Origin of the sequence: Yoonia vestfoldensis SKA53 (genome assembly GCF_000152785.1) — a bacterium.
In the GTDB taxonomy this organism is placed as follows: domain Bacteria; phylum Pseudomonadota; class Alphaproteobacteria; order Rhodobacterales; family Rhodobacteraceae; genus Yoonia; species Yoonia vestfoldensis_A.
This window is the reverse complement of the sequence record NZ_CH672414.1, coordinates 1,040,045-1,059,030: the sequence shown is the minus strand read 5'-3', so window position 1 is coordinate 1,059,030 and position 18,986 is coordinate 1,040,045. Positions and strand designations below refer to the sequence as shown.

18 protein-coding genes are annotated in these 18,986 nt (G+C 62.7%); 6 read left to right on the top strand and 12 right to left on the bottom strand.

Annotated features, from left to right (window positions below; all coding sequences use genetic code 11):
* The first annotated feature begins 6 nt into the window (after positions 1 to 6).
* From prfA to SKA53_RS05140, 3 genes are all read left to right on the top strand, one after another.
* Positions 7 to 1,062 carry a peptide chain release factor 1 gene (gene prfA / locus SKA53_RS05150; RefSeq protein ID WP_007205013.1) on the top strand — a complete coding sequence of 352 codons (1,056 nt, stop codon included), beginning with the start codon at positions 7 to 9 and terminating at the stop codon, positions 1,060 to 1,062.
* Entirely contained in the window at positions 1,059 to 1,892 is an 834-nt protein-coding gene (prmC, locus tag SKA53_RS05145; protein ID WP_007205012.1) for a peptide chain release factor N(5)-glutamine methyltransferase, read from the top strand. Before prfA ends, prmC begins: the two co-directional genes overlap by 4 nt.
* 212 nt (positions 1,893 to 2,104) lie before the next feature.
* Positions 2,105 to 2,650 carry a DUF4167 domain-containing protein gene (locus SKA53_RS05140; RefSeq protein ID WP_040482804.1) on the top strand — a complete coding sequence of 182 codons (546 nt, stop codon included), beginning with the start codon at positions 2,105 to 2,107 and terminating at the stop codon, positions 2,648 to 2,650.
* A 3-nt stretch (positions 2,651 to 2,653) separates the two neighbouring features.
* Here SKA53_RS05140 and rsmA read toward each other — a convergent pair whose 3' ends face one another.
* From rsmA to SKA53_RS05110, 6 genes are read right to left on the bottom strand one after another with little or no spacing between them, the layout of a single operon-like run.
* Positions 2,654 to 3,499, bottom strand: a complete 846-nt coding sequence (gene rsmA / locus SKA53_RS05135) for a 16S rRNA (adenine(1518)-N(6)/adenine(1519)-N(6))-dimethyltransferase RsmA (protein WP_007205009.1) — start codon at positions 3,497 to 3,499, stop codon at positions 2,654 to 2,656.
* A complete protein-coding gene (pdxA, locus tag SKA53_RS05130; RefSeq protein ID WP_007205008.1) occupies positions 3,496 to 4,512 on the bottom strand; it encodes a 4-hydroxythreonine-4-phosphate dehydrogenase PdxA in 1,017 nt (338 codons plus the stop codon). Before pdxA ends, rsmA begins: the two co-directional genes overlap by 4 nt.
* Positions 4,509 to 5,726, bottom strand: a complete 1,218-nt coding sequence (locus SKA53_RS05125) for a peptidylprolyl isomerase (protein WP_040482803.1) — start codon at positions 5,724 to 5,726, stop codon at positions 4,509 to 4,511. Before SKA53_RS05125 ends, pdxA begins: the two co-directional genes overlap by 4 nt.
* 17 nt (positions 5,727 to 5,743) lie before the next feature.
* Positions 5,744 to 7,849 carry an LPS-assembly protein LptD gene (locus SKA53_RS05120; protein WP_007205006.1) on the bottom strand — a complete coding sequence of 702 codons (2,106 nt, stop codon included), beginning with the start codon at positions 7,847 to 7,849 and terminating at the stop codon, positions 5,744 to 5,746.
* Complete coding sequence (gene lptG, locus SKA53_RS05115) at positions 7,849 to 8,943, bottom strand: LPS export ABC transporter permease LptG (RefSeq protein WP_007205005.1); 1,095 nt, start codon at positions 8,941 to 8,943, stop codon at positions 7,849 to 7,851. Before lptG ends, SKA53_RS05120 begins: the two co-directional genes overlap by 1 nt.
* A complete protein-coding gene (locus tag SKA53_RS05110; RefSeq protein ID WP_007205004.1) occupies positions 8,940 to 10,049 on the bottom strand; it encodes an LptF/LptG family permease in 1,110 nt (369 codons plus the stop codon). Before SKA53_RS05110 ends, lptG begins: the two co-directional genes overlap by 4 nt.
* A 149-nt stretch (positions 10,050 to 10,198) precedes the next feature.
* Here SKA53_RS05110 and SKA53_RS05105 point away from each other — a divergent pair, with 149 nt between their 5' ends.
* On the top strand, positions 10,199 to 11,668 hold the full coding sequence (locus SKA53_RS05105; RefSeq protein WP_007205003.1) for a leucyl aminopeptidase: 1,470 nt from the start codon (positions 10,199 to 10,201) through the stop codon (positions 11,666 to 11,668).
* A complete protein-coding gene (locus SKA53_RS05100; protein ID WP_007205002.1) occupies positions 11,669 to 12,139 on the top strand; it encodes a DNA polymerase III subunit chi in 471 nt (156 codons plus the stop codon).
* A gap of 133 nt (positions 12,140 to 12,272) precedes the next feature.
* Here SKA53_RS05100 and SKA53_RS05095 read toward each other — a convergent pair whose 3' ends face one another.
* Genes SKA53_RS05095 through SKA53_RS05080 form a run of 4 tightly spaced genes read right to left on the bottom strand, consistent with a single transcriptional unit; the run spans position 12,273 to position 15,437 of the window.
* Positions 12,273 to 12,365 carry a hypothetical protein gene (locus SKA53_RS05095; RefSeq protein ID WP_007205001.1) on the bottom strand — a complete coding sequence of 31 codons (93 nt, stop codon included), beginning with the start codon at positions 12,363 to 12,365 and terminating at the stop codon, positions 12,273 to 12,275.
* Complete coding sequence (locus SKA53_RS05090) at positions 12,362 to 12,940, bottom strand: retropepsin-like aspartic protease family protein (RefSeq protein ID WP_007205000.1); 579 nt, start codon at positions 12,938 to 12,940, stop codon at positions 12,362 to 12,364. The genes SKA53_RS05095 and SKA53_RS05090 overlap by 4 nt, the downstream gene beginning before the upstream one ends.
* Positions 12,941 to 12,957: 17 nt before the next feature.
* Positions 12,958 to 13,587, bottom strand: coding sequence for a MarC family protein (locus SKA53_RS05085; RefSeq protein ID WP_007204999.1), 630 nt, complete (start codon positions 13,585 to 13,587; stop codon positions 12,958 to 12,960).
* Positions 13,584 to 15,437 (bottom strand): ABC-F family ATP-binding cassette domain-containing protein, encoded by a 1,854-nt coding sequence (locus SKA53_RS05080; protein ID WP_007204998.1) that lies wholly within the window; start codon positions 15,435 to 15,437, stop codon positions 13,584 to 13,586. Before SKA53_RS05080 ends, SKA53_RS05085 begins: the two co-directional genes overlap by 4 nt.
* A gap of 137 nt (positions 15,438 to 15,574) precedes the next feature.
* Between SKA53_RS05080 and ndk the strand changes: the two genes are divergently transcribed.
* Complete coding sequence (gene ndk / locus SKA53_RS05075) at positions 15,575 to 15,997, top strand: nucleoside-diphosphate kinase (protein ID WP_007204997.1); 423 nt, start codon at positions 15,575 to 15,577, stop codon at positions 15,995 to 15,997.
* 54 nt (positions 15,998 to 16,051) lie between these two features.
* Here ndk and SKA53_RS05070 read toward each other — a convergent pair whose 3' ends face one another.
* Positions 16,052 to 16,393 (bottom strand): TfoX/Sxy family DNA transformation protein, encoded by a 342-nt coding sequence (locus SKA53_RS05070; RefSeq protein ID WP_007204996.1) that lies wholly within the window; start codon positions 16,391 to 16,393, stop codon positions 16,052 to 16,054.
* A 195-nt stretch (positions 16,394 to 16,588) separates the two neighbouring features.
* Positions 16,589 to 18,868 (bottom strand): DEAD/DEAH box helicase, encoded by a 2,280-nt coding sequence (locus tag SKA53_RS05065; protein ID WP_040483140.1) that lies wholly within the window; start codon positions 18,866 to 18,868, stop codon positions 16,589 to 16,591.
* Between the last annotated feature and the right edge of the window lie 118 nt (positions 18,869 to 18,986).

The window sequence follows — 18,986 nt, the reverse complement described above, 5'->3', positions numbered from 1 at the left end:
GGCGCCATGATAGCCGCTGACAAAATCGAACAGATCATCGACCGTTTCCGGTTTCTGGAAGCCAAGATGTCGGATGCCGCCCATGGCGGGGATATCGCGGCCCTTGGGCGCGAATATGCCGAATTGCGCCCCGTGGTGGACACAGTGACCGCCTATAAGGACCTGTTGGCGCAGATGATTGATACGCAGGCGTTGCTCAAAGACCCCGAAATGCGCGCGCTGGCCGAAGATGAGCTGCCGGAGCTGAAGGCCGCGCTGGCCGCATCCGAGCATGCCGTGCAACTGGCGCTGCTGCCGAAAGATGCCGCCGATGCGCGCCCTGCCTTGCTCGAAATCCGCCCTGGCACCGGCGGGGACGAGGCGTCGCTTTTTGCGGGCGATCTGTTGCGGATGTATCAACGCTATGCCGAAAACATGGGCTGGCGCTTCGAGATCCTCGAGCAGAGCCAGACCGAATTGGGCGGGATCAAGGAGGTCGTGGCGCGCGTCGCGGGTGAAGGTGTGTTCGCCCGGCTGAAATACGAAAGCGGTGTTCACCGTGTCCAGCGCGTGCCTGAAACCGAAAGCGGCGGGCGCATTCATACATCCGCCGCCACCGTCGCCGTTTTGCCCGAGGCGCAGGATGTTGATATCCAGATCAATCCGAATGACCTGCGCATCGATACGATGCGCGCCAGCGGATCGGGCGGCCAGCATGTCAACACCACCGATTCGGCGGTGCGGATCTTGCATATCCCGACCGGCTTGATCGTGGTCAGCGCGGAAAAATCGCAGCACCGCAACCGTGAAATCGCGATGCAAGTGCTGAAAACGCGGCTGTTCGATCTGGAACGCCAGCGGATCGATGGCGAAAGATCGGCCGATCGCAAAGCGCAGGTCGGGTCGGGCGACCGATCTGAGCGTATCCGCACCTATAATTTCCCCCAAGGGCGGCTGACCGATCACCGGATCAACCTCACACTTTATTCGCTGGGGCAGGTGATGGCGGGCGATCTGGATACGATCATCGACGCGCTGCAATCCGAAGCGCAGGCAGCGCTTTTGGCCGAGATGGGCGCGTGAGCGGATTTTTCGCAGGTGGGCGGTTCTGGGATATGACGGCGGCAGATCAGGCGGCCATGAACCAGGGTCATGCGCAGCTTGGCGCAGCCGGGGTCGGGGACCCCGGTCACGAATCGCGCCTGATCTGGGCGCATGTGACGGGGGATAGCGCGCATTTTGCCGCGCTCGTGGCGCGCCGTGCCGCGCGCGCGCCCTTGTCGCATCTGCTGGGCTACCGCGACTTTTATGACCACCGCTTCATCGTGACACCCGATGTGCTGGACCCGCGCCCTGACACCGAAGCCATCGTGACAGCGGCTTTGGCAGACCCTTTCGCGCATGTTCTGGACCTTGGCACCGGATCAGGCTGCATCTTGTTGTCGCTGCTGGCGGCGCGTCCGCAGGCGACAGGGCTGGGCGTCGATCTGTCGGATGCCGCATTGGCGGTGGCGGCGCAGAACCGCAGCGCGCTTGGGCTGGATCAGCGCGCGACATTGGTCAGGTCCGACTGGTTCACCGCCGTCACTGGCAGCTTTGATCTGATCGTGTCGAACCCGCCCTATATCGCGGCAACCGAAATGGCCGGCCTGCAACCCGAGGTGCGCCTGCACGAGCCGCATCTGGCCCTGACCGACGGTGCTGACGGGCTGTCGTACTACCGGATCATCGCGGCGGGGGCAGGGGCGCATCTGGCACCGGGCGGTCGGTTGATCGTGGAAATCGGGCCGACACAGGCGTCAGATGTCAGCGCCCTGTTGCGCGCGGCGGGGTTCACCGACCTGCGCGTGATCCCCGATCTGGACGGACGCGACCGCGGGATCGCCGGGCGCTGGGGCGCAGCTGCGGCCTGATCGCGGCGCTTGGCCGCTATTCTGGCAGGTGACGGCAATTTTGACTTGTCTTGCCGGGCCTGCCATGCTTAGTGCGGTGTATCGGATGGGTACGAGAGTATTATTCTCTCTCCGATCAGTTGCCAAAACATTCCAAGGCCACCACATCAATGACGCGCCGCTGCGCGATACAGCGCCAGCGCAAGGTCTGCCAAAGGCTCGAAAGCATATCAATGAGATCATCCAAGTCACGGTCGCGCAACAAGAACCGCACGCCACGTCCTTCGGGCGGAAACATCATCAACCGCGTTTTCGAAAGCTCGGGACCCGATGGCAAGGTGCGCGGCACGCCCCAGCAGATCATTGAAAAATACAACCAGCTGCACCGCGATGCGCAATTGTCCAATGACCGGGTGAATGCGGAAAACTTTGCCCAGCATGCTGAACATTACACCCGTCTTCTGGCCGAAGCGCAGCGCGAGGTTGACCAGCGCCGCGACGAACTCGAAGCGCAGAACCGCGAACGGCAGGCCGAACGCGACAAGGAACGCAACGACCGGATGCAGGCACAAGAACAAGCCGGCAATGACCAGCCTGCTGCCGTTGAGCGCCCCGACCCGCGCGAGACCGATGATCTGGGCGCGCAAGGCCCCGATGCGGGTCTGGTCGAAACCCCCGAAGAAAAGCCGCAACAGCGTGCGCGCAAGCCCCGCGCCCCGCGCAAGCCGCGCCCCGACAACCGCGACGGCGCTGCAACAACGCCCGAAGCTGCCGAATAGACCCTAGCGCGCGGCTTTCAGGCTGCGCGCCAGCGCACAAAACGCCTCTAGCCCGACCTGTTCGGCGCGTTCTGTCGGCTTGATGCCGACCTCTTGCAAATGATCCTCGATCGCGGGGCTGACGGATTTCAGCGCCGAGCGCAGCATCTTGCGGCGCTGGTTGAACGCGGCAGCCACTACCATGTTCAACACGGCCGGGTCGGCGGGATAGCGCGGCGCGGGCAGGGCGGTCAGATGGACGACCGCCGAATGCACCTTGGGCGGCGGGCTGAATACCTCGGGCGGCAGGTTCATCACGATTTTCGCATCCGCGCGCCATTGCGCCAGCAGCGCCAGCCGCCCGTAAGCTTTGCCACCGGGCTGGGCCACGATGCGTTCCGCGACCTCGCGCTGGAACATCAGCGTCAGGCTATCCCAAAACGGCGGCCAGACCTGCGGCGTCAGCCAGCGCACCAGCAATTCTGTCCCGACATTATAGGGCAGGTTGGCGGCCACCTTGATCGGGGCTTGCAGATATTCCAGCGGATCAATCGCCAGCGCATCGCCTTCGATCACCTGCAAACGGCCCGGAAAGCGGGCGGCTATCTCGGCTAGGGCGGGCAGGCAGCGGGGGTCTTTCTCGATCGCCAGCACCCGGCGCGCGCCGGACGCCAACAAGCCGCGCGTCAACCCGCCGGGGCCGGGGCCGATCTCCAGCACATCGGCCCCCGCCAGATCCCCTGCCAGCCGCGCGATGCGCGCGGTCAGGTTCAGATCCAGAAGAAAATTTTGCCCCAATGATTTCTTCGGCGCCAGGTCATAGCGCGCAATCACCTCGCGCAGTGGCGGCAGATCGTCAATCCCGCTCATGCCATCTTCCGAGCGCCGTGAATTGCCTGCGGCAAATCAGGGTGATCCCCGCCGGAGGCATCAACGTTTTTTGCCATCCTCTCGGCTTGCCGCAACGCCGCGATCATTGACGCAGGGTCCGCGACGCCAAGGCCCGCAATGTCAAACGCCGTGCCATGATCGGGCGAGGTGCGGATCAACGGCAGGCCCAGCGTGATATTCACGCCGCCCGCGAAATCGATGGTCTTGATCGGGATCAGGGCCTGATCGTGATACATGCAGATCGCCACGTCATAGCGCGCGCGGGCGGCGGCATGAAACATCGTATCGGCAGAATGGGGGCCGGAAATATCCAAGCCTTCGGCGCGCAGCGCGTCCAGCACGGGGGTGATGGTTGTGATCTCCTCATCCCCCATCTTGCCATCCTCGCCCGCATGTGGGTTCAGCCCTGCCACCGCGATGCGGGGGGCCGCAATCCCGAACTGGCGGCGCAGGGCGGCATGGGTGATCAGGATCGTATCGGTCAGCAAGGTTGCCGTCAGTGTTTCCGGCACCTTCTCCAGCGAGATATGGATCGTCGCTGGCACAACGCGCAGCCCCTCGCAGGCCAGCATCATCACCACGCGGTCCACCCCCGCCAATGCCGCCAGATATTCTGTATGGCCCGGATAGGCGAAACCCGCGCCCGCGATCAGCGCGGCCTTGTGGATCGGCGCGGTACAGATCGCACTGGCCTGACCGGAGCGGACCAGATCCACCCCGGTGGCAATCGCGTCAATGACGCCTTGTGCATGGGCAGGGTTGGGCTGGCCTGCGATAGCGGGGCTGCCGAAATTGCGCGCCAGCACGGCCATTGCATCAGGGGTGATGCCGTTCAGGTCGTCCACAACCCGCACCGGCGTGCCAGCAGGCAGATGCGCGGGATCCCCGATCCAGACCATCGGCAGATCATGGCGCAGTGCAGCCCAGGCCTTGGCCGCGACTTCCGGCCCGATCCCTGCCGGTTCGCCGCAGCTGATCGCAATGGGTTTCATCGTGCGACGATCACAGCCTGCGCGCGCAGATCCTCGACCAGCGCATCGGCCAGCGTTGTCAGGCGTTGCCCGCGGATCTGGTTGCGCAGCGCGTCGGGGTCGGTTTCTGCCGCACCGGCCGCATTGCGCTGGCACAGCATCAAAAACACCAGCGTCTGGCCATTATCGCGGGTGAGGTTGGTGGATACTTCATTCGGGTCAAGCCGGGCGAGTTCCAGCGCGATATCCTGTGCGATCTCGGCAGGCGGCAGGGTGCGGCGGTCCAGCACATCGGCGGGCCGGTTGCGCGCGACACCGTATAAATCATCACAGGTATCGACATTATTGGCGATATCGCGGGCCATTTGCAGGGCTGCATCGCTCTGGCCACCGGCAATGAAATAGGCGGCGTAATCAATGCTGGCAGGGGCGGCGGCGGGGCGCAGGGCCTCGCGCTTGCCACGCATCTGGAACAGCGCGATCCCGTTGGGGATCATGATCGGTTCGGTCACTTCGCCAGTGTCCAGATCAAGGATCAGGCTTTGCAATTGTGGCGGATAATTCGCAATCGGCAACCAATCCAGCTGCCCGCCCTGGTCGCGCGATGGCAGCGCCGACACCTGCCGCGCGGCAGCCTCGAAATCGGCAAAGGACCGCATCTGCGCAATCTGGTCGGCGGCCTGTGCGGCGCGGTCGGCCATCTCTGGCGGGGCGGCGATGATGATTTCGTTGAGCAAGACCTCCATCTCGCTGGTGGCGCGGCCGATCTGGCCCTGCGCGCGCGCGATATCGGCATCGGTCACGGTGACCTCGCGGTTGAACCGCGCGCGGACATATTCACGCCATGTGACGCCGATGCTGACAAAATCGCGCAAAGTAACGGCATCGACGCCGTTCTGTGCCAACATTGCATTGAATTGCGCCAGATCCATATCGGCACGGCCCGCGAATTCATCCAGCGCGGCATTGATCGCCTCTGGCGGGACCTGCAGCCCGACGCGGTCGATTTCCTGCTGCTTGAGCCGGTCCGCGATCAGCGCGTCACGCGCGGCCTGTGCGATATCGCCACGGGTGCCAAACACCTCGAGCAGGCGGATGCGCTGGGTCAGCTCATATTGCGTGATGACACGTTCGTTCACCGTGATCGCGGGGGCAAATTGGTTCTGCGCGGTCGCAGGCTGACCAAGGCCCAGCGCCAGCGCCAGAACGGCAGTCCAAGTCGAAAATGCACGCATGCGGTCCTCTTTTCTTGTCATTGCCGGCATTGGGCGGCGGGGCCTTTGGCGGACCGACCGGTGGAAAACCCCGACAATGATCCGACTAGCCCAAAAGTGGTGGTCGGATCAACACTAGTGGATGCCGTGTACCGGCGCGAGGCGGAAACCGCGAGGGTCACACATTCGTTTTGCCAAGTGAAACCCAAGCCTGCCTGCACCGGCCGGTCAGCCGCCACGTTATAGCGCGCATCCGCCGACATCCGCAGCGTCTCGGTCAGCTGGAAACCGCTATCCAGCGTCCATTCCGAAATCGTGTCAAACCGGTTTTCGGCCTGATCGCGTCCCTGCCAGATATAGGTCGCCCCGACGGCAAGACGCTCGTTGCTCCAGCGGGCGCGGCCATCGGTGCGGGTGGTTTCGATATCGTCGTCGAACAGCCCGCGCAATTCGATCAAGAACCCGCCCGCTGTCGTATATTGCCCCGACACCAGCCAATCCGAATCCGTGCCGTCCAGACCAGAGGAGGGCGTGAAATCCGGCTGCGCGCGGTCGCGAAACACCCGCCCGAAGGTTAGCGACGACGCGCCGCCCGCCGGTCCCAGCCGTGTCCATGTCAGCCCTGCAGCCAATTGGGTGCCGGTTTCGACCGCGTCCTGCCCGGTGAAACGGCTGCGATCGAACAGGTTGGCGGGGTCAAATTCGCTGCGGGTGCTGTCCTCGTTGGGGGGGGATGCGCCATGAACCGCGGCCCAGCTGAGCGTCAGCGTGGGTTCGATCAGATGCCGCGCCACCCGCTGCCGCGCCCCCACCTGCCGCGCGAGCGGCCAGCGCAAGGTGGCCAAGCCGCTGGGCACAAGGCGCAGATCGGTGCCGGGATAGGCGCTGTCGTCGCGCACCTGATAGATATCGCCGCGCAGGCCGGTCTGTGCCGTGGCCACAAACCCGCCCGGCAAGATCACGTCGCGCCGCCAATCCGCGCGCCCGCCCGCGCGGGTCACATCACGCCCCGCGCTGCCATCGGTGGTATCGGGGCGATAGGCGGTATCGATGCTGGTCGCATAGCTCAGCGTGCCGCCAAAACCGGGCTGCATGCGGGCCTCGCGCCGCACCTCGCCGATGATCGGCGGCAGCGATGCGTTGGTTTCAACCTCGCGCAGGGTCTGGAAATAGCTGAACCGCAATTCGTTCAGACTGGTGTTGGTGACGCGCACAAGGCTCAGCCCGCTTTCCAGCCGGTCTTTGTCGTCATAATCGTAATCCAGCAGATAGGCTTTGTCGGACACGGTTTCGACATTGAATTGCAGCTTGTAGTTGTCGGGCAGGCTGAACGAGCCAGTGGCGAACAGATAAGACCGCAGATCGTCTTGCAACGTGTCATCGCTGACCGCACCGCGAACCGTCACTGATCCGCTGGCAAAGGCGCGGCGCAGTTCCAGTTCCATTGTGCGCGTCTGCGCCGAGACATAAGGCGACAGGGTCATATCGGCATGATCGCCCAGCGTGATGAAATAGGGCAGCTTGATCCCGGTGCCCAATTGGCTGGTGCTGCGCTGGCGCGGTATCAAGAACCCCGTCGCGCGGTCCAGTGTCGGATCGGGTAGGCGCATGGCGGGCAGCCAGAACAAGGGCAGGCCGCGCACAAGAAAGGTGGCGTTTTCGAAATATAGCTGTTGTTCCAGCGTGTCATGCGTCACCTTTTCAGCGCGGATTTCCCACAAAGGCGCGCGGGTGCCACAGACCCGGCAGGATGACGCCGTGCTGCGATAGAGTTGCAAATACCGCCCGTCGCGCCGGTCGATCTGGTTGGCGGCCAGTTGCAATTGCTGGTCCAGCACGATCCGCGCCCCCAGCAAGATGCCGTTTTCCAGCCGTGGGTCCAGATCGCCACTGTCAGCGGTCAGCACATCGCCCGCCGCATCCTGCAAGGTGATCGGGCCAGTGATGATCAGCCGGTCGGCGCTGCGGTCATAGATGATCTGGCTGGCGCGCAGCCGGGTGCCATCGAAAAACGCCACGACATTGCCGCTGGCGATCAGCCGGTCATCGGCCGATAGCGTGACATGATCCGCGACCAGCGTTGCCACGTTCTGTGCGCGCGCCACCTGCGGCAGCAGCAGCAGGATCAGGACCAGCCAGCGCATCAGCCGTCCTCGTTATGCAGCAAGATGCCAAGCGACAGCGCCATCGCCGCCAGCGGTGGCGCCCATGCGGCCAAGGCGGCGGGCAATTGCCCGTTCTCGCCCAGCACCTGCGCGAAATTGCGGATAAAATAGATCACAAAGGCCAGCAAGATGGCTGTCATCACCGCCAGCCCTGTGCGCCCGCCGCGCTGGTGGCGGATCGTGAAACTGGCCCCGATCATCACCATCGCCATCAGGAATACCGGCTGTGCGATTTCACTATGCAGCCAGACCAGATGGCGCTGCGCGGAAAAACCCGCCTCGCGCAGCCGGTCGATAAAGGCGGGCAATTGCCAGATCGGGATCGACGAGGGCGTGCCGAAACTGTCGCGGATCTGGTCGGGTGTCAGCGTTGACGCGATACGCATTGTGGCTTGTGTGACGGCCCCTGCTTCTGGCGTCAGGGTGCCACCGAAGGTCCAGACCTTGGCATTGCGCAGCACCCAAGCACCATCTGTCAGCACCGCCGAGGCGGCATTGACGCGCCGCGCAGGCCCGACATCGGGCGTAAAGGTCAGGAATGTCACGTCGGTCAGAACCGTGCCGTCCAGATTGGCCCCTGCCGCGCGGATCACGGTTTGTTCGTCACTGGCGCCCTGGCGCAGCCACAAGCCGGATGACCCGATCGACAGGGCCGAGGCATTGCCGCGCAAGGCGCCGCCGCGGGCCTCGTATTCTTTGGATGTCGCCGCCACGATGGGGTTCAGCACTGCAACCGCAACGATCCCGATCAACAGCCCCACCGCCAAAGGTGCCAATATGGCGCGTAGCGCCGAACGCCCTGCTGCGCGTGTCACCACCAATTCCGATGACCGTGCCAGCCCCAAAAACAGCCCGATCGCCGCAAGGATCATGATCAGCGGCAGGATTTCGTAAATCGCACGCGGGATATTCAGCAGCGTCAGCGTCAGCAGGTCGCGCAACCCCGCTTCGGCACTGGCATAGCGGCGCGATTGTTCGACAAGATCAAGAAACAGCATGATCAGAAAAAATACCGCCAGCACCCCCAGAAAGGTCATCAGGAACCGGCGCGCGAAGTAGCGGTGCAGGATCATGCGGGCACCCCTGCGCTGGGGCGGCGCTTGAACAGATAGGGCCGGCTGGCCCAGAACAACAAACACCACACGATGACCAACCCGCCGGCACCGGGCAGATAGGTCAGAAACCACAGCTGCGCATCGGCGCGTGCTGCGTTCAGCCCGGCGGTTTCCAGCGCCTTGACCACCACAATCAGCGCAATCGCCGCCACGATCTGCCGCCAGACACCAAACCGGCTATAGCTGCCCACCATCAGCGTGGCAAAACCGATCAGCGCCGCCACCATGCCCAGCAATGATTGGCTGAACCTGTCATGCCCGTCCGCGATCATGCGCGCTGCGGAACTTCCGGTTTCGGCGACAAGCGCGGGTGTCGGGTGCAACAGCTCCCAAGTGGACAGATGCGATGCCCGCCGCCCCGCCTGTGTCACAGGGGCCAGCAAGCCCCCGACATTATAAGAGAATTCGGCAAAGCGTGTGGTGAACAGCCGCTGGTCGGCCAGACGCAGGGTCTGGACCATGCCGTCGATCATCACCAGCTGGGTTTCCTGCGCCTCGCGCACCAGAAAGGCCCGCGACGCAGTATAGGTGACTTGGTCCTCGATCCCGCGGGTATCGGACAAAAACAGGTCGAACAATTCACCGTCGGGGCTCAGGTCGCGGATGTAAAAGGTCACACCCGCGATCGGTTCGGTGAATGTGCCGGGCGTCAGCAGGCGGGCGGTGACGTTGCGCGCGATTTCGGTCTGGCGCAGGGCCAGTTGCGCGGCGCTGCGCGGGACCAGAAAATGCATCAGCAAGGACATCAGCAGCGCCACGATCAGCCCGAAATACAACACCGGCCGCGCGATGCGGAACAGCGAATAGCCCGTCGCCTGCACCACGACCAATTCGCTGTCGTTGGTCATCCGGTTGGTGACATAGATCGCGGCGGCAAAAGCCGCCAAAGGCAGCGCCAGCCGGATCACCGATGGCAGCGTCAGCGCGGTAAATTCGACAAAGACCCCCGCCGATTGGCCATCCGCGATCAATTGGTCAAACAGCAACACCGCGCGGTTGATCGAATAGACCAGCACCAGCACCAGTCCGAAAAATCCGCACAGCATGATCAGCTGGGACAGCATATACCTGTCAAATCGTGCCAAACGCTGGATCCTCTTGCTCTGCCCTTGCGGCAAACTAGCCTAAGCCGGAGCCGGGTTGAACAGCTAACTGGCCTTTGGCGGGCCTGCGGGCTAGGTATCGCTGATCACATCACCCGACAGGAGCCGCCATGCCCATCCCCGCAGAAATCCGATTTGCCGATACCGACCTTGACCAGATCGCCACGGCGGCGGGCAAGATCGCCGTTTTCGTGGATATGGATGGCCGGATGGATACAGCCGGGCGCAAGCTCAACAGCCTGACGCGCAAGGCGCTGGACCGCCTGATCCACAGCGACAGGTTCACCAAGATGGCGGCGGGCGATCTGGCCGTGATCAGCTATCCGGCGGGGCTGGCAGCCGATGCGCTTTGCGTGGTCAAGCTGGCGCGCCGCCCCTCGGTGGCCGAGGCGCGCAAGGCCGGCGCGCAGCTGGCCAAGGCGCAGAACGGGCAGGATCTGACCGTGCTGGCCGGCACAACGCCGCGCGCGGCCGATATTGCACTTGGGCTGGCGTTGCGCGGCTATCATTTCGACACGCATAAAACCGGCGACAAGCCCGCCCCCTGCAAAGTGTGTTTCATGGTCGCCGATCCCGAATCCGTGGCAAAAACCGCAGCCCCGATGGCCGCGATCGCCGAAGGCGTGTTCTTTACCCGTGATCTGACCAATGAGCCCGCCAATGTGCTGACGACCGATGATTTCGCCGCACGGCTGACGGCGATGCAGGAATTAGGGCTTGATGTCGAGATCCTGGAGGAGCCGGATCTGGTCCGGCTCGGGATGCGCACGCTCTTGGCCGTGGGGCAGGGATCGGACAGCCCGTCCAAGGTGGTGGTGATGTCGTGGAACGGCGGCAAGGCAGGCGATGCGCCTTTTGCGTTGGTGGGCAAGGGCGTCGTGTTCGACACCGGCGGGATCAGCATCAAACCTGCCGCCGGCATGGAAGAAATGACCATGGATATGGGCGGCGCAGGTGTTGTGGCAGGCGTGATGCGGACGCTGGCCCTGCGCAAGGCGCGCGCCAATGTCGTGGGCCTCGTGGGGCTGGTGGAAAACATGCCGTCAGGATCAGCCACGCGGCCGGGCGATGTGGTGCGGTCCATGAAAGGCGATAGTGTCGAGATTATCAACACCGATGCAGAAGGGCGGCTCGTTCTGGCCGATGTGCTATGGTATGCGCAAGACAAGTTCAAACCCTGCGCGATGATCGATCTCGCCACGCTGACCGGCGCTATTCTGGTGGCTTTGGGGCATGAAAATGCAGGGCTGTTTTCAAATGATGACGCGCTTTGCGCCCAGTTTTTGCGTGCCGCCGAGGCCGAAGGCGAAGGCGCATGGCGGATGCCCTTGGCCAAACCCTATGACGCGCTGATCAAATCGCAGATCGCGGATATGAAAAACGTGGGTGGGCGGTATGCGGGGGCGATCACAGCGGCGCAATTTCTGCAACGCTTTGTCAAGGATGACGTGCCATGGTGCCATCTGGACATCGCCGGGGTGGCGCATGTGAAATCCGAAACCGCACTGGCCCCTGCGGGGGCGACCGGCTGGGGCGTCATGGCGCTGAACCGGCTGATCGCGGACAATTTCGAGGCTTAGATGGGCGCGGTCTTTTTCTACGAATTGCAAGGCGCGCCGCTGGAAACGACCCTGCCGATGCTGTTGGACAAGGCGCGCGGGCAGGGCTGGCGGGTTCTGGTGCGCGGCACGGATCCCGCGCTGCTAGCGCAGCTGGACGCGGCGCTCTGGCAGGGGCCGGTCGATCATTTCCTGCCGCACGGGCTGGCAGGCGGGCCGCATGACGCGGATCAACCGATCCTGCTGGGCGATCTGCCTGCCGCTGGTTTCGCCTGCGTGATGGCGGTGGGTGGTGCGGCGGTGAGCGCAGAGGAGGCGTTGCTGCTTGCGCGCGCCTGCATCCTGTTCGACAGCGCCGAACACGCCAAGGCGCAGGCGCGCCTGCAATGGAAAACCCTGACCGATGCAGGCATCGCCGCACAATATTGGGCGCAAGAGGATGGGCGCTGGGTCAAGAAGGCGGAACGTGACGCGCGCAGTGCGGGTGGATAGGGGCTTTGCCCCTTTTCCTGACTTGATCTAAGATCAAGTCGCGGAGGAAGATGAGTATTTTTGGAAATAAGAAGATGTGGATTTTTTTTGCATCTTCCGAGTTCAAATATCCCCGCTGGAGGCTTGAAAGTTTTTAAAACGGAAAGCTTGCGTCGAAATCTTTGGGCAATTGTGGCGCGGGGGCGCAGGCGGCCAGCAGCAAGATCAGGGTCAGCGCGCGGATCATCTTGTCAGCACCATCGTGCCGTCGGAAATCTCGATCCGGTCATAAAGGCCCAGATAGGACATGCCCAGCAGGCTGTCTTGCATGTCGCCGCCGTTGACGACGGCCCGTACCGGGCCGTCGGTGATACCGCCCAATGTCATTGTGTCCAATGTGACGGGGGCAGTGCGCACAGCGCCATTGGCCGTGATCGCCATGCCCGAATAGGTCAGTGTTGCGGGATCAATGCCAACGCGCCGTGCGTCGCGTTCGGACAGCACGACATGGCTGGCACCGGTATCGACGATGAAGCGCACCGGTGTGTCGTTCACGGCGATTTCAACGAAATAATGCCCGCCCGTACCGCGCGGCATGGCGATGCGGCCATCGGACAGGGCGGTCTGGCGCGGAGTGACGTTCTGGCTGATGTCGCCCCACAGCCCGTAAGCCCCTATCACGCCAATGAAAATCAGCACCCAGATCGCGGCCTGTTGTGCCATCCGGCCAAGGTTGTTGCGCCCCGCGACGATGGCAGACCCGCCGATGGCGGCCCCCAGCAGCACAAGATAGGTCAGTTGCATGATCTGGTCAGTGGTCATGCTGCACCATATAGGGCTTATCCGCCGATACCAAAGCCCCGCAGCCCGTCCAGCACGAATTGCACCGCCAAAGCCGCCAGCAACATGCCCAAGACACGGGTGACGATGTTCAATCCGGTCTTGCCCAAGGCCCGTTCGATCGTGGGGGCGACCAGAAAGGCCAGAAAGGTGATCAGCAGCACCGCCATCAGCACACCTGCAATCGCGCCGAAATCGGCGGCGGATGTGGCATTGCCAGCCAGCAGGATGATCGTCGTGATCGCCCCCGGTCCCACGATCAAGGGCAGCGCCAGCGGAAAGACCGACGGATCATCCTGATGTTCGGCCTGACCTTCGGCGGCATTATCCGCGCGCCGCGCCTGTCTGCGCTGGAACAGCATATCAAGCGCTGTCAGAAAGAGCAGGATACCGCCCGCAATGCGGAATGCATCCATTGAAATGCCGATAAAGCCCAGCACCGCCTCGCCCACGAACAAGAACAGGATCATCAGCACGCCTGCCACGATACAGGCGCGCACGGCGATGGCGCGGCGTTGTTCGGCGCTCATGCCTTGGGTCAGCGCGATGAACACAGGCACCAGACCGGGGGGGTCCATGATGATGAACATCGTGGTGAAGGCCGCGATGAGGGCGGGCAGTTCGGTCATGCGTTTTGCGCTTTTTCCAGCTTTTCAAGGCTGGCCATCCACATCGCCTCGGCCCGGTTCAGACCGTCCATCACTTCGGCGTATTTCTTGTTCCAGGTGGCCAGCTCGCCTGCCTTTGTGTCTTCGTAAAGCGCGGGATCGGCCAGTTTCTTGGCCAGTTTGTCGCGCATTTCGTTGATCTTGGTCACACGCTCTTCGTTCTTGCGCACATCAGCGCGCAGCGCGAGGATTTCGTCGCGCGTGGGTTTGGGCGCGGCTTTGGCCTTGGGCTTGTCCTTTTCGGCGGGCTTGTCGGGCGTCAAAAGCAGGCGGCGATACGCCTCCAGATCGTCGTCATAGGACGTGACATGGCCGCCCTTGACCAGCCACAGCCGGTCGGCCACCATCGACAACAGATGCATGTCGTGACTGACAAGGATCACAGCGCCGGAATAGGCGGTCAGCGCCTCGACCAGCGCCTCGCGGCTTTCGATATCAAGGTGGTTGGTCGGCTCGTCCAAGATCAACAGATGTGGCGCGGGCAGGGTCGCCAAGAGCAGCGACAGACGCGCCTTTTGCCCGCCTGACAGGCGCCCGACCTCTGTTTCGGCCTGATCGGCACCAAGGCCGAACCCCGCCAGACGTGCGCGCAACCGCGCCTGTCCTTCACTGGCGCGTTCGCGCATCAGATGCTGGAGTGGGGTTTCATCGACGTAAAGTTCATCGACCTGATGCTGGGCGAAAAACCCGATGCGCAGCTTGTTCGATGTCACCATCTTGCCGCGCGCGACATCAAGCCGCCCCGACAGCATTTTCGACAGGGTGGATTTGCCTTCGCCGTTGCGGCCCAGCAGGGCGATCCGGTCGTCCTGATCGATGCGCAGGTTCAGGTCATGCAGCACGATTGTGTTGCCATACCCCACCGCGGCCCCTTCGGTGGCGATGATGGGGGGCGACAATTCTTCGGGTTCGGGAAAGGTGAAAACGGTGCGCGCGGCGTCTTCGGGGGCGCGGATGGTTTCCATCTTTTCCAGCATCTTGACGCGGCTTTGTGCCTGTTTGGCCTTAGACGCCTTGGCCTTGAACCGGTCCACAAAGGCCTGCAGATGCGCGCGCTTGGCGTCTTGTTTCTTGGCGGCAGAGGCCATCAACGCGCGTTTTTCGGCGCGCTGTTTGGCGAACATGTCATAGGTGCCGGTGTAATAGATCAGCCCCTTTTCTTCCAGATGCAGGATGCCGCCGACCGACCGGTTCAACAATTCGCGGTCGTGGCTGACGATCAGCACGGTGTGGGGGTATTTGACGAGATAAGCTTCGAGCCAGAGCGCGCCTTCGAGATCGAGATAGTTTGTCGGTTCGTCCAACAAGAGCAGATCAGGTTCGCTGAACAAGACGGCGGCCAAAGCCACCCGCATCCGCCAACCGCCCGAAAAGGCCGAACAGGGCATTTGTTGTTCTTCATGGGTGAACCCCAGACCTTTGAGGATCGTGGCGGCGCGGGCCTCTGCCGACCAGGCGTCAATATCGGCCAGACGCGTCTGCACTTCGGCGATGCGCGACGGGTCGGTGGCGGTTTCGGCCTCGGCCAACAGCGCCTCGCGTTCGGTATCAGCGCGCAGCACGGTGTCGATCAATGACACTTCATTGCCGGGAACTTCTTGGGACACGCCGCCGATTTTCCAGCCTTTGGGAATACTGACGCTGCCGGTGTCCAGCACCATTTCGCCGCGGATAATGCGGAACAGGGTGGTCTTGCCCGACCCGTTGCGCCCCACAAGGCCGACCTTGTGGCCGGTGGGAATGGTGACAGTCGCGTTTTCGACCAATGTGCGGCCTTCAACGGAATAGGTAAGATCGGAGATTTTCAACATGCGCTTGCCTTGCCTGATCCCAAGGGCGGGGTCAATCGGGGGAAATGATCTATCGCTGCGGATGCGACCCTTTTCATGCCATGGCGCGCATGCTAGTGGGCAGGCAGTTCAACCCAAACCATGAAAGACACTGAAAAATGGCGATCCAGCGCACATTCTCGATTATCAAACCCGATGCGACCAAGCGTAACCTGACCGGTGCGATTGTTGCCAAATTCGAAGAAGCAGGCCTGCGCATTGTCGCGTCCAAGCGGATTCACCTGACACTGGCACAGGCGCAGCAATTTTACGGCGTTCACAAAGACCGGCCATTCTTTGGCGAGCTGTGTGAATTCATGATTTCCGAACCTATCGTTGTGCAGGTTTTGGAAGGTGAAGACGCCATTGCCAAGAACCGCGAAGTGATGGGTGCCACCAACCCTGCCGATGCAGCCCCCGGCACGATCCGCAAGGAATTCGCGCTTTCGATCGGCGAAAACTCGGTCCATGGGTCGGATGCGCCGGAAACGGCTGCCGAAGAAATCGCTTTCTTCTTTTCGGGTCTCGAACTCGTCGGATAAGTCGGCGTTCGCCGGGTCAGGTCGGGGTGAACCCCGACCTACGGGCCGTCCGCATCACGCGGGCGGCTTTTTTTGTGCCGGCACCACGCCGATCTGGTTCAGCATCTTTTCCAGCTCGCTTTGGCCGCTGTCGCAATAGCGCGCTTTCAAGTTGTCGAATTGTGCGCGCAACGCGTCTTTTTCGGCACCTTTGCAATCGTTCCATGGTCTGCCTTGCAGTGCCATATGCAGAACGTAATAGGCAATGAAATGCGGCCGCGCACCATTTGCAAGCAGGCGCGCATAAGCCGCATCCGCGCCGATTGCCTGCAGGGTTTGTGAATCCATGATGCCCGCCGCGCGCAGTGACGCGGCAACAGCGGGACCAATATTGCGGATTGTCTCTAGCGCTGGCATGGCACGAGTTTAACGCGCGCGCGAAAGAACGCCAGCGGTGTCAGATGCTGGCAAAAATCCATGACACCGGGTTTGTGCGACGATGGGCGATCTGGGTGGTCCGTCGCTGCTGCTTGTTTGCGCTTTTGCAGCCGGAAGGGTGATTTTCACCATCCCGCCCGACCAAGCGCGCCGTTCTCGTCGCACCCTGAAATATTAAGGCTTGCCGCGCTTGGGGCCAGTCATGCCGGCTTTGCCTGCCGGTTTGCGCGGTTTGGCAGCACCACCGGGCGGGGTGAACCGCTTGGTCGTGTCGGTGGCCGAAGGGCGTGGCTTGCCATCAGGCTTGGCAAAGGATGGCTTGCCAAAAGACGGCTTGCCCGCGCGGGCGAAACCGCCGGGTTTTTTGTCATCAGGCTTGCCTTTCCAGGCGGGTTTGCCGTCAGGCTTGCTGTCGGATTTGCCTTTCCACGCAGGTTTATCATCCGATTTGCCCTTGTAGGCGGGTTTACCGTCCGATTTGCCTTTATAGGCAGGCTTGTCATCCGACTTGGCCTTATAGGGGGGCTTGCTGTCGGATTTGCCTTTCCAAGCGGGTTTGTCGTCGGATTTGTCCTTATAGGGCGGCTTGTCGGATTTGCCTTTATAGGCGGGCTTGGCGCCATAGGCCACCAGCGCATCGCCGTGGTCGCGGCGTTCGGGTTTCTGACCCGGCTTGTGGCGCGGTTTGCGGGCCTGATCGTCGTCTGCGGCACCGGGGATCGGCTGGATCGGGGCGATATCGGCCTGTGCGGATGGTGGCGGCGCATCCTGACCCTGCGGCGCGTGGCGGCGTGGTTTGGGGGTATCATAATCGCGCTTTGTTGTGCGCGGGCCGCGGTCACCGATCTGTGGCGCGCCGTCGATGGCAGACAATTTTGCCTGATTTTCCAGCACCATATCGGGGCCGATGGCGGCAAGAAAACCTGCCACGGCCGGTTCGGAGATTTCGACAAAGGTTTCATCGGGCTGGATGCGGATCGCGCCGATTTCGGTTTTCGTGATGCCACCGGCCTTGCAGATCATCGGCAAGAGCCAGCGTGCCTCGGCCTTGCCGTCGCGGCCCACATCGACGCGGAACCAGCGCGAGGGCCCAAAGGATTTGTGGTCGCGCGGGGGGCGGTCGGGATCGCCTTTGCGGTCGGGGGCGGCGGGGCCGTCCTTGTAGTCGCTCAGTTCCTCTGGCGCGGATTGTTTGCCTGCGTAAAGGCGCAGATAGGCGGCGGCGATTTTTTCGGGCGCATGTTGCGCCAGCAGGCGCGCGGCGAATTCCTGTTCGCTGTCGGTAAAGGTTTCCGACCAGACCGGATCGGTCAGCAGGCGGTCTTCGTCTTTTGCGGTGACTTCATCGGCGGTGGGTGGCAGCGCCCACGTCGCCTGCAGCTTGCCCCATGTCAGCAGGTTCTGCGCGCGCCGTTTCATTTTCGCAGGCACGATCATCGCGGAAATGCCCTTGCGACCGGCGCGGCCTGTGCGCCCGGACCGGTGCAGCAGGATTTCGGCATTGGTCGGCAATTCGGCGTGGATCACCAGTTCAAGGTTTGGCAGGTCGATACCGCGCGCGGCCACGTCGGTGGCCACACAAACCCGCGCACGCCCGTCACGCATCGCTTGCAGGGCATGGGTGCGCTCGGTCTGGCTCAGCTCGCCCGACAGCGCCACTGTGGCGAAACCGCGATTGGCCAGCCGCGTGGTCAGGCGGGTCACCATGGCACGGGTATTGGCAAAGACGATGGCATTGGGGGCGTCGTAGAACCGCAGCACGTTGATGATGGCCGCGTCGATATCGTGGTTGGCCACGGTCAGGGCCCGGTATTCGATGTCGCTGTGCTGGCTTTCCTTGGAGGTCGAGGCCACGCGTACGGCGTTCTTTTGATAAGATTGCGCCAGTTTCGCGATAGCCGCAGGTACGGTGGCCGAGAACATCAAGGTACGGCGGCTGGGCGGGGCTTGGTCGAGGATAAATTCGAGATCTTCGCGGAAGCCCAGATCCAGCATCTCGTCAGCTTCATCGAGGATGACGGCCTTGATGTCGGACAGATCGATCGTGTTGCGCATGATATGGTCGCGCAACCGCCCCGGCGTGGCGACGACAATCTGCGCGCCGCGTTCCAGGCTGCGTTTCTCATCGCGGAAATCCATGCCGCCGACGCAAGAGGCCAGCACAGCGCCGGTGCCGGCATACAGCCATTGCAATTCGCGTTTGACCTGCAAGGCCAGTTCACGCGTTGGCGCGATGACCAAGGCCAGCGGGCGGCCTGCGGGGCCGAATAGCCCGTCTTCGGGCAGGATGGTCGGGCCGATGGCCAGGCCAAAGCCCACCGTCTTGCCCGATCCGGTCTGTGCCGAGACCAGCAGATCCTGATCGGCAACTGCTGCATCTGTCACCGCCACCTGCACGGGTGTGAGGTCGGTATAGCCTTGGGCGGACAGGGCGGCAGCAAGGGTCGGGATCATCGTCGTCATCAATCGGGTGCTTTCTGGGGCAGTGTAAACCACGCGCCCTACGCCTGCTTGTGCTGTTTGTATAGGGGCCTTGGCGATTTGTTGCCCACATGGACCGGGGCCAGCCGCG

Coding starts and splice junctions, on each gene's coding strand:
- prfA (WP_007205013.1), top strand. CDS start 7: ATGATAGCCGCTGACAAAATCGAACAGATCATCGACCGTTTCCGGTTT.
- SKA53_RS05140 (WP_040482804.1), top strand. CDS start 2,105: ATGAGATCATCCAAGTCACGGTCGCGCAACAAGAACCGCACGCCACGT.
- rsmA (WP_007205009.1), bottom strand. CDS start 3,499: ATGAGCGGGATTGACGATCTGCCGCCACTGCGCGAGGTGATTGCGCGC.
- pdxA (WP_007205008.1), bottom strand. CDS start 4,512: ATGAAACCCATTGCGATCAGCTGCGGCGAACCGGCAGGGATCGGGCCG.
- SKA53_RS05125 (WP_040482803.1), bottom strand. CDS start 5,726: ATGCGTGCATTTTCGACTTGGACTGCCGTTCTGGCGCTGGCGCTGGGC.
- SKA53_RS05120 (WP_007205006.1), bottom strand. CDS start 7,849: ATGCGCTGGCTGGTCCTGATCCTGCTGCTGCTGCCGCAGGTGGCGCGC.
- lptG (WP_007205005.1), bottom strand. CDS start 8,943: ATGATCCTGCACCGCTACTTCGCGCGCCGGTTCCTGATGACCTTTCTG.
- SKA53_RS05110 (WP_007205004.1), bottom strand. CDS start 10,049: ATGCTGTCCCAGCTGATCATGCTGTGCGGATTTTTCGGACTGGTGCTG.
- SKA53_RS05105 (WP_007205003.1), top strand. CDS start 10,199: ATGCCCATCCCCGCAGAAATCCGATTTGCCGATACCGACCTTGACCAG.
- SKA53_RS05100 (WP_007205002.1), top strand. CDS start 11,669: ATGGGCGCGGTCTTTTTCTACGAATTGCAAGGCGCGCCGCTGGAAACG.
- SKA53_RS05095 (WP_007205001.1), bottom strand. CDS start 12,365: ATGATCCGCGCGCTGACCCTGATCTTGCTGCTGGCCGCCTGCGCCCCC.
- SKA53_RS05090 (WP_007205000.1), bottom strand. CDS start 12,940: ATGACCACTGACCAGATCATGCAACTGACCTATCTTGTGCTGCTGGGG.
- SKA53_RS05085 (WP_007204999.1), bottom strand. CDS start 13,587: ATGACCGAACTGCCCGCCCTCATCGCGGCCTTCACCACGATGTTCATC.
- SKA53_RS05080 (WP_007204998.1), bottom strand. CDS start 15,437: ATGTTGAAAATCTCCGATCTTACCTATTCCGTTGAAGGCCGCACATTG.
- ndk (WP_007204997.1), top strand. CDS start 15,575: ATGGCGATCCAGCGCACATTCTCGATTATCAAACCCGATGCGACCAAG.
- SKA53_RS05070 (WP_007204996.1), bottom strand. CDS start 16,393: ATGCCAGCGCTAGAGACAATCCGCAATATTGGTCCCGCTGTTGCCGCG.
- SKA53_RS05065 (WP_040483140.1), bottom strand. CDS start 18,868: ATGATCCCGACCCTTGCTGCCGCCCTGTCCGCCCAAGGCTATACCGAC.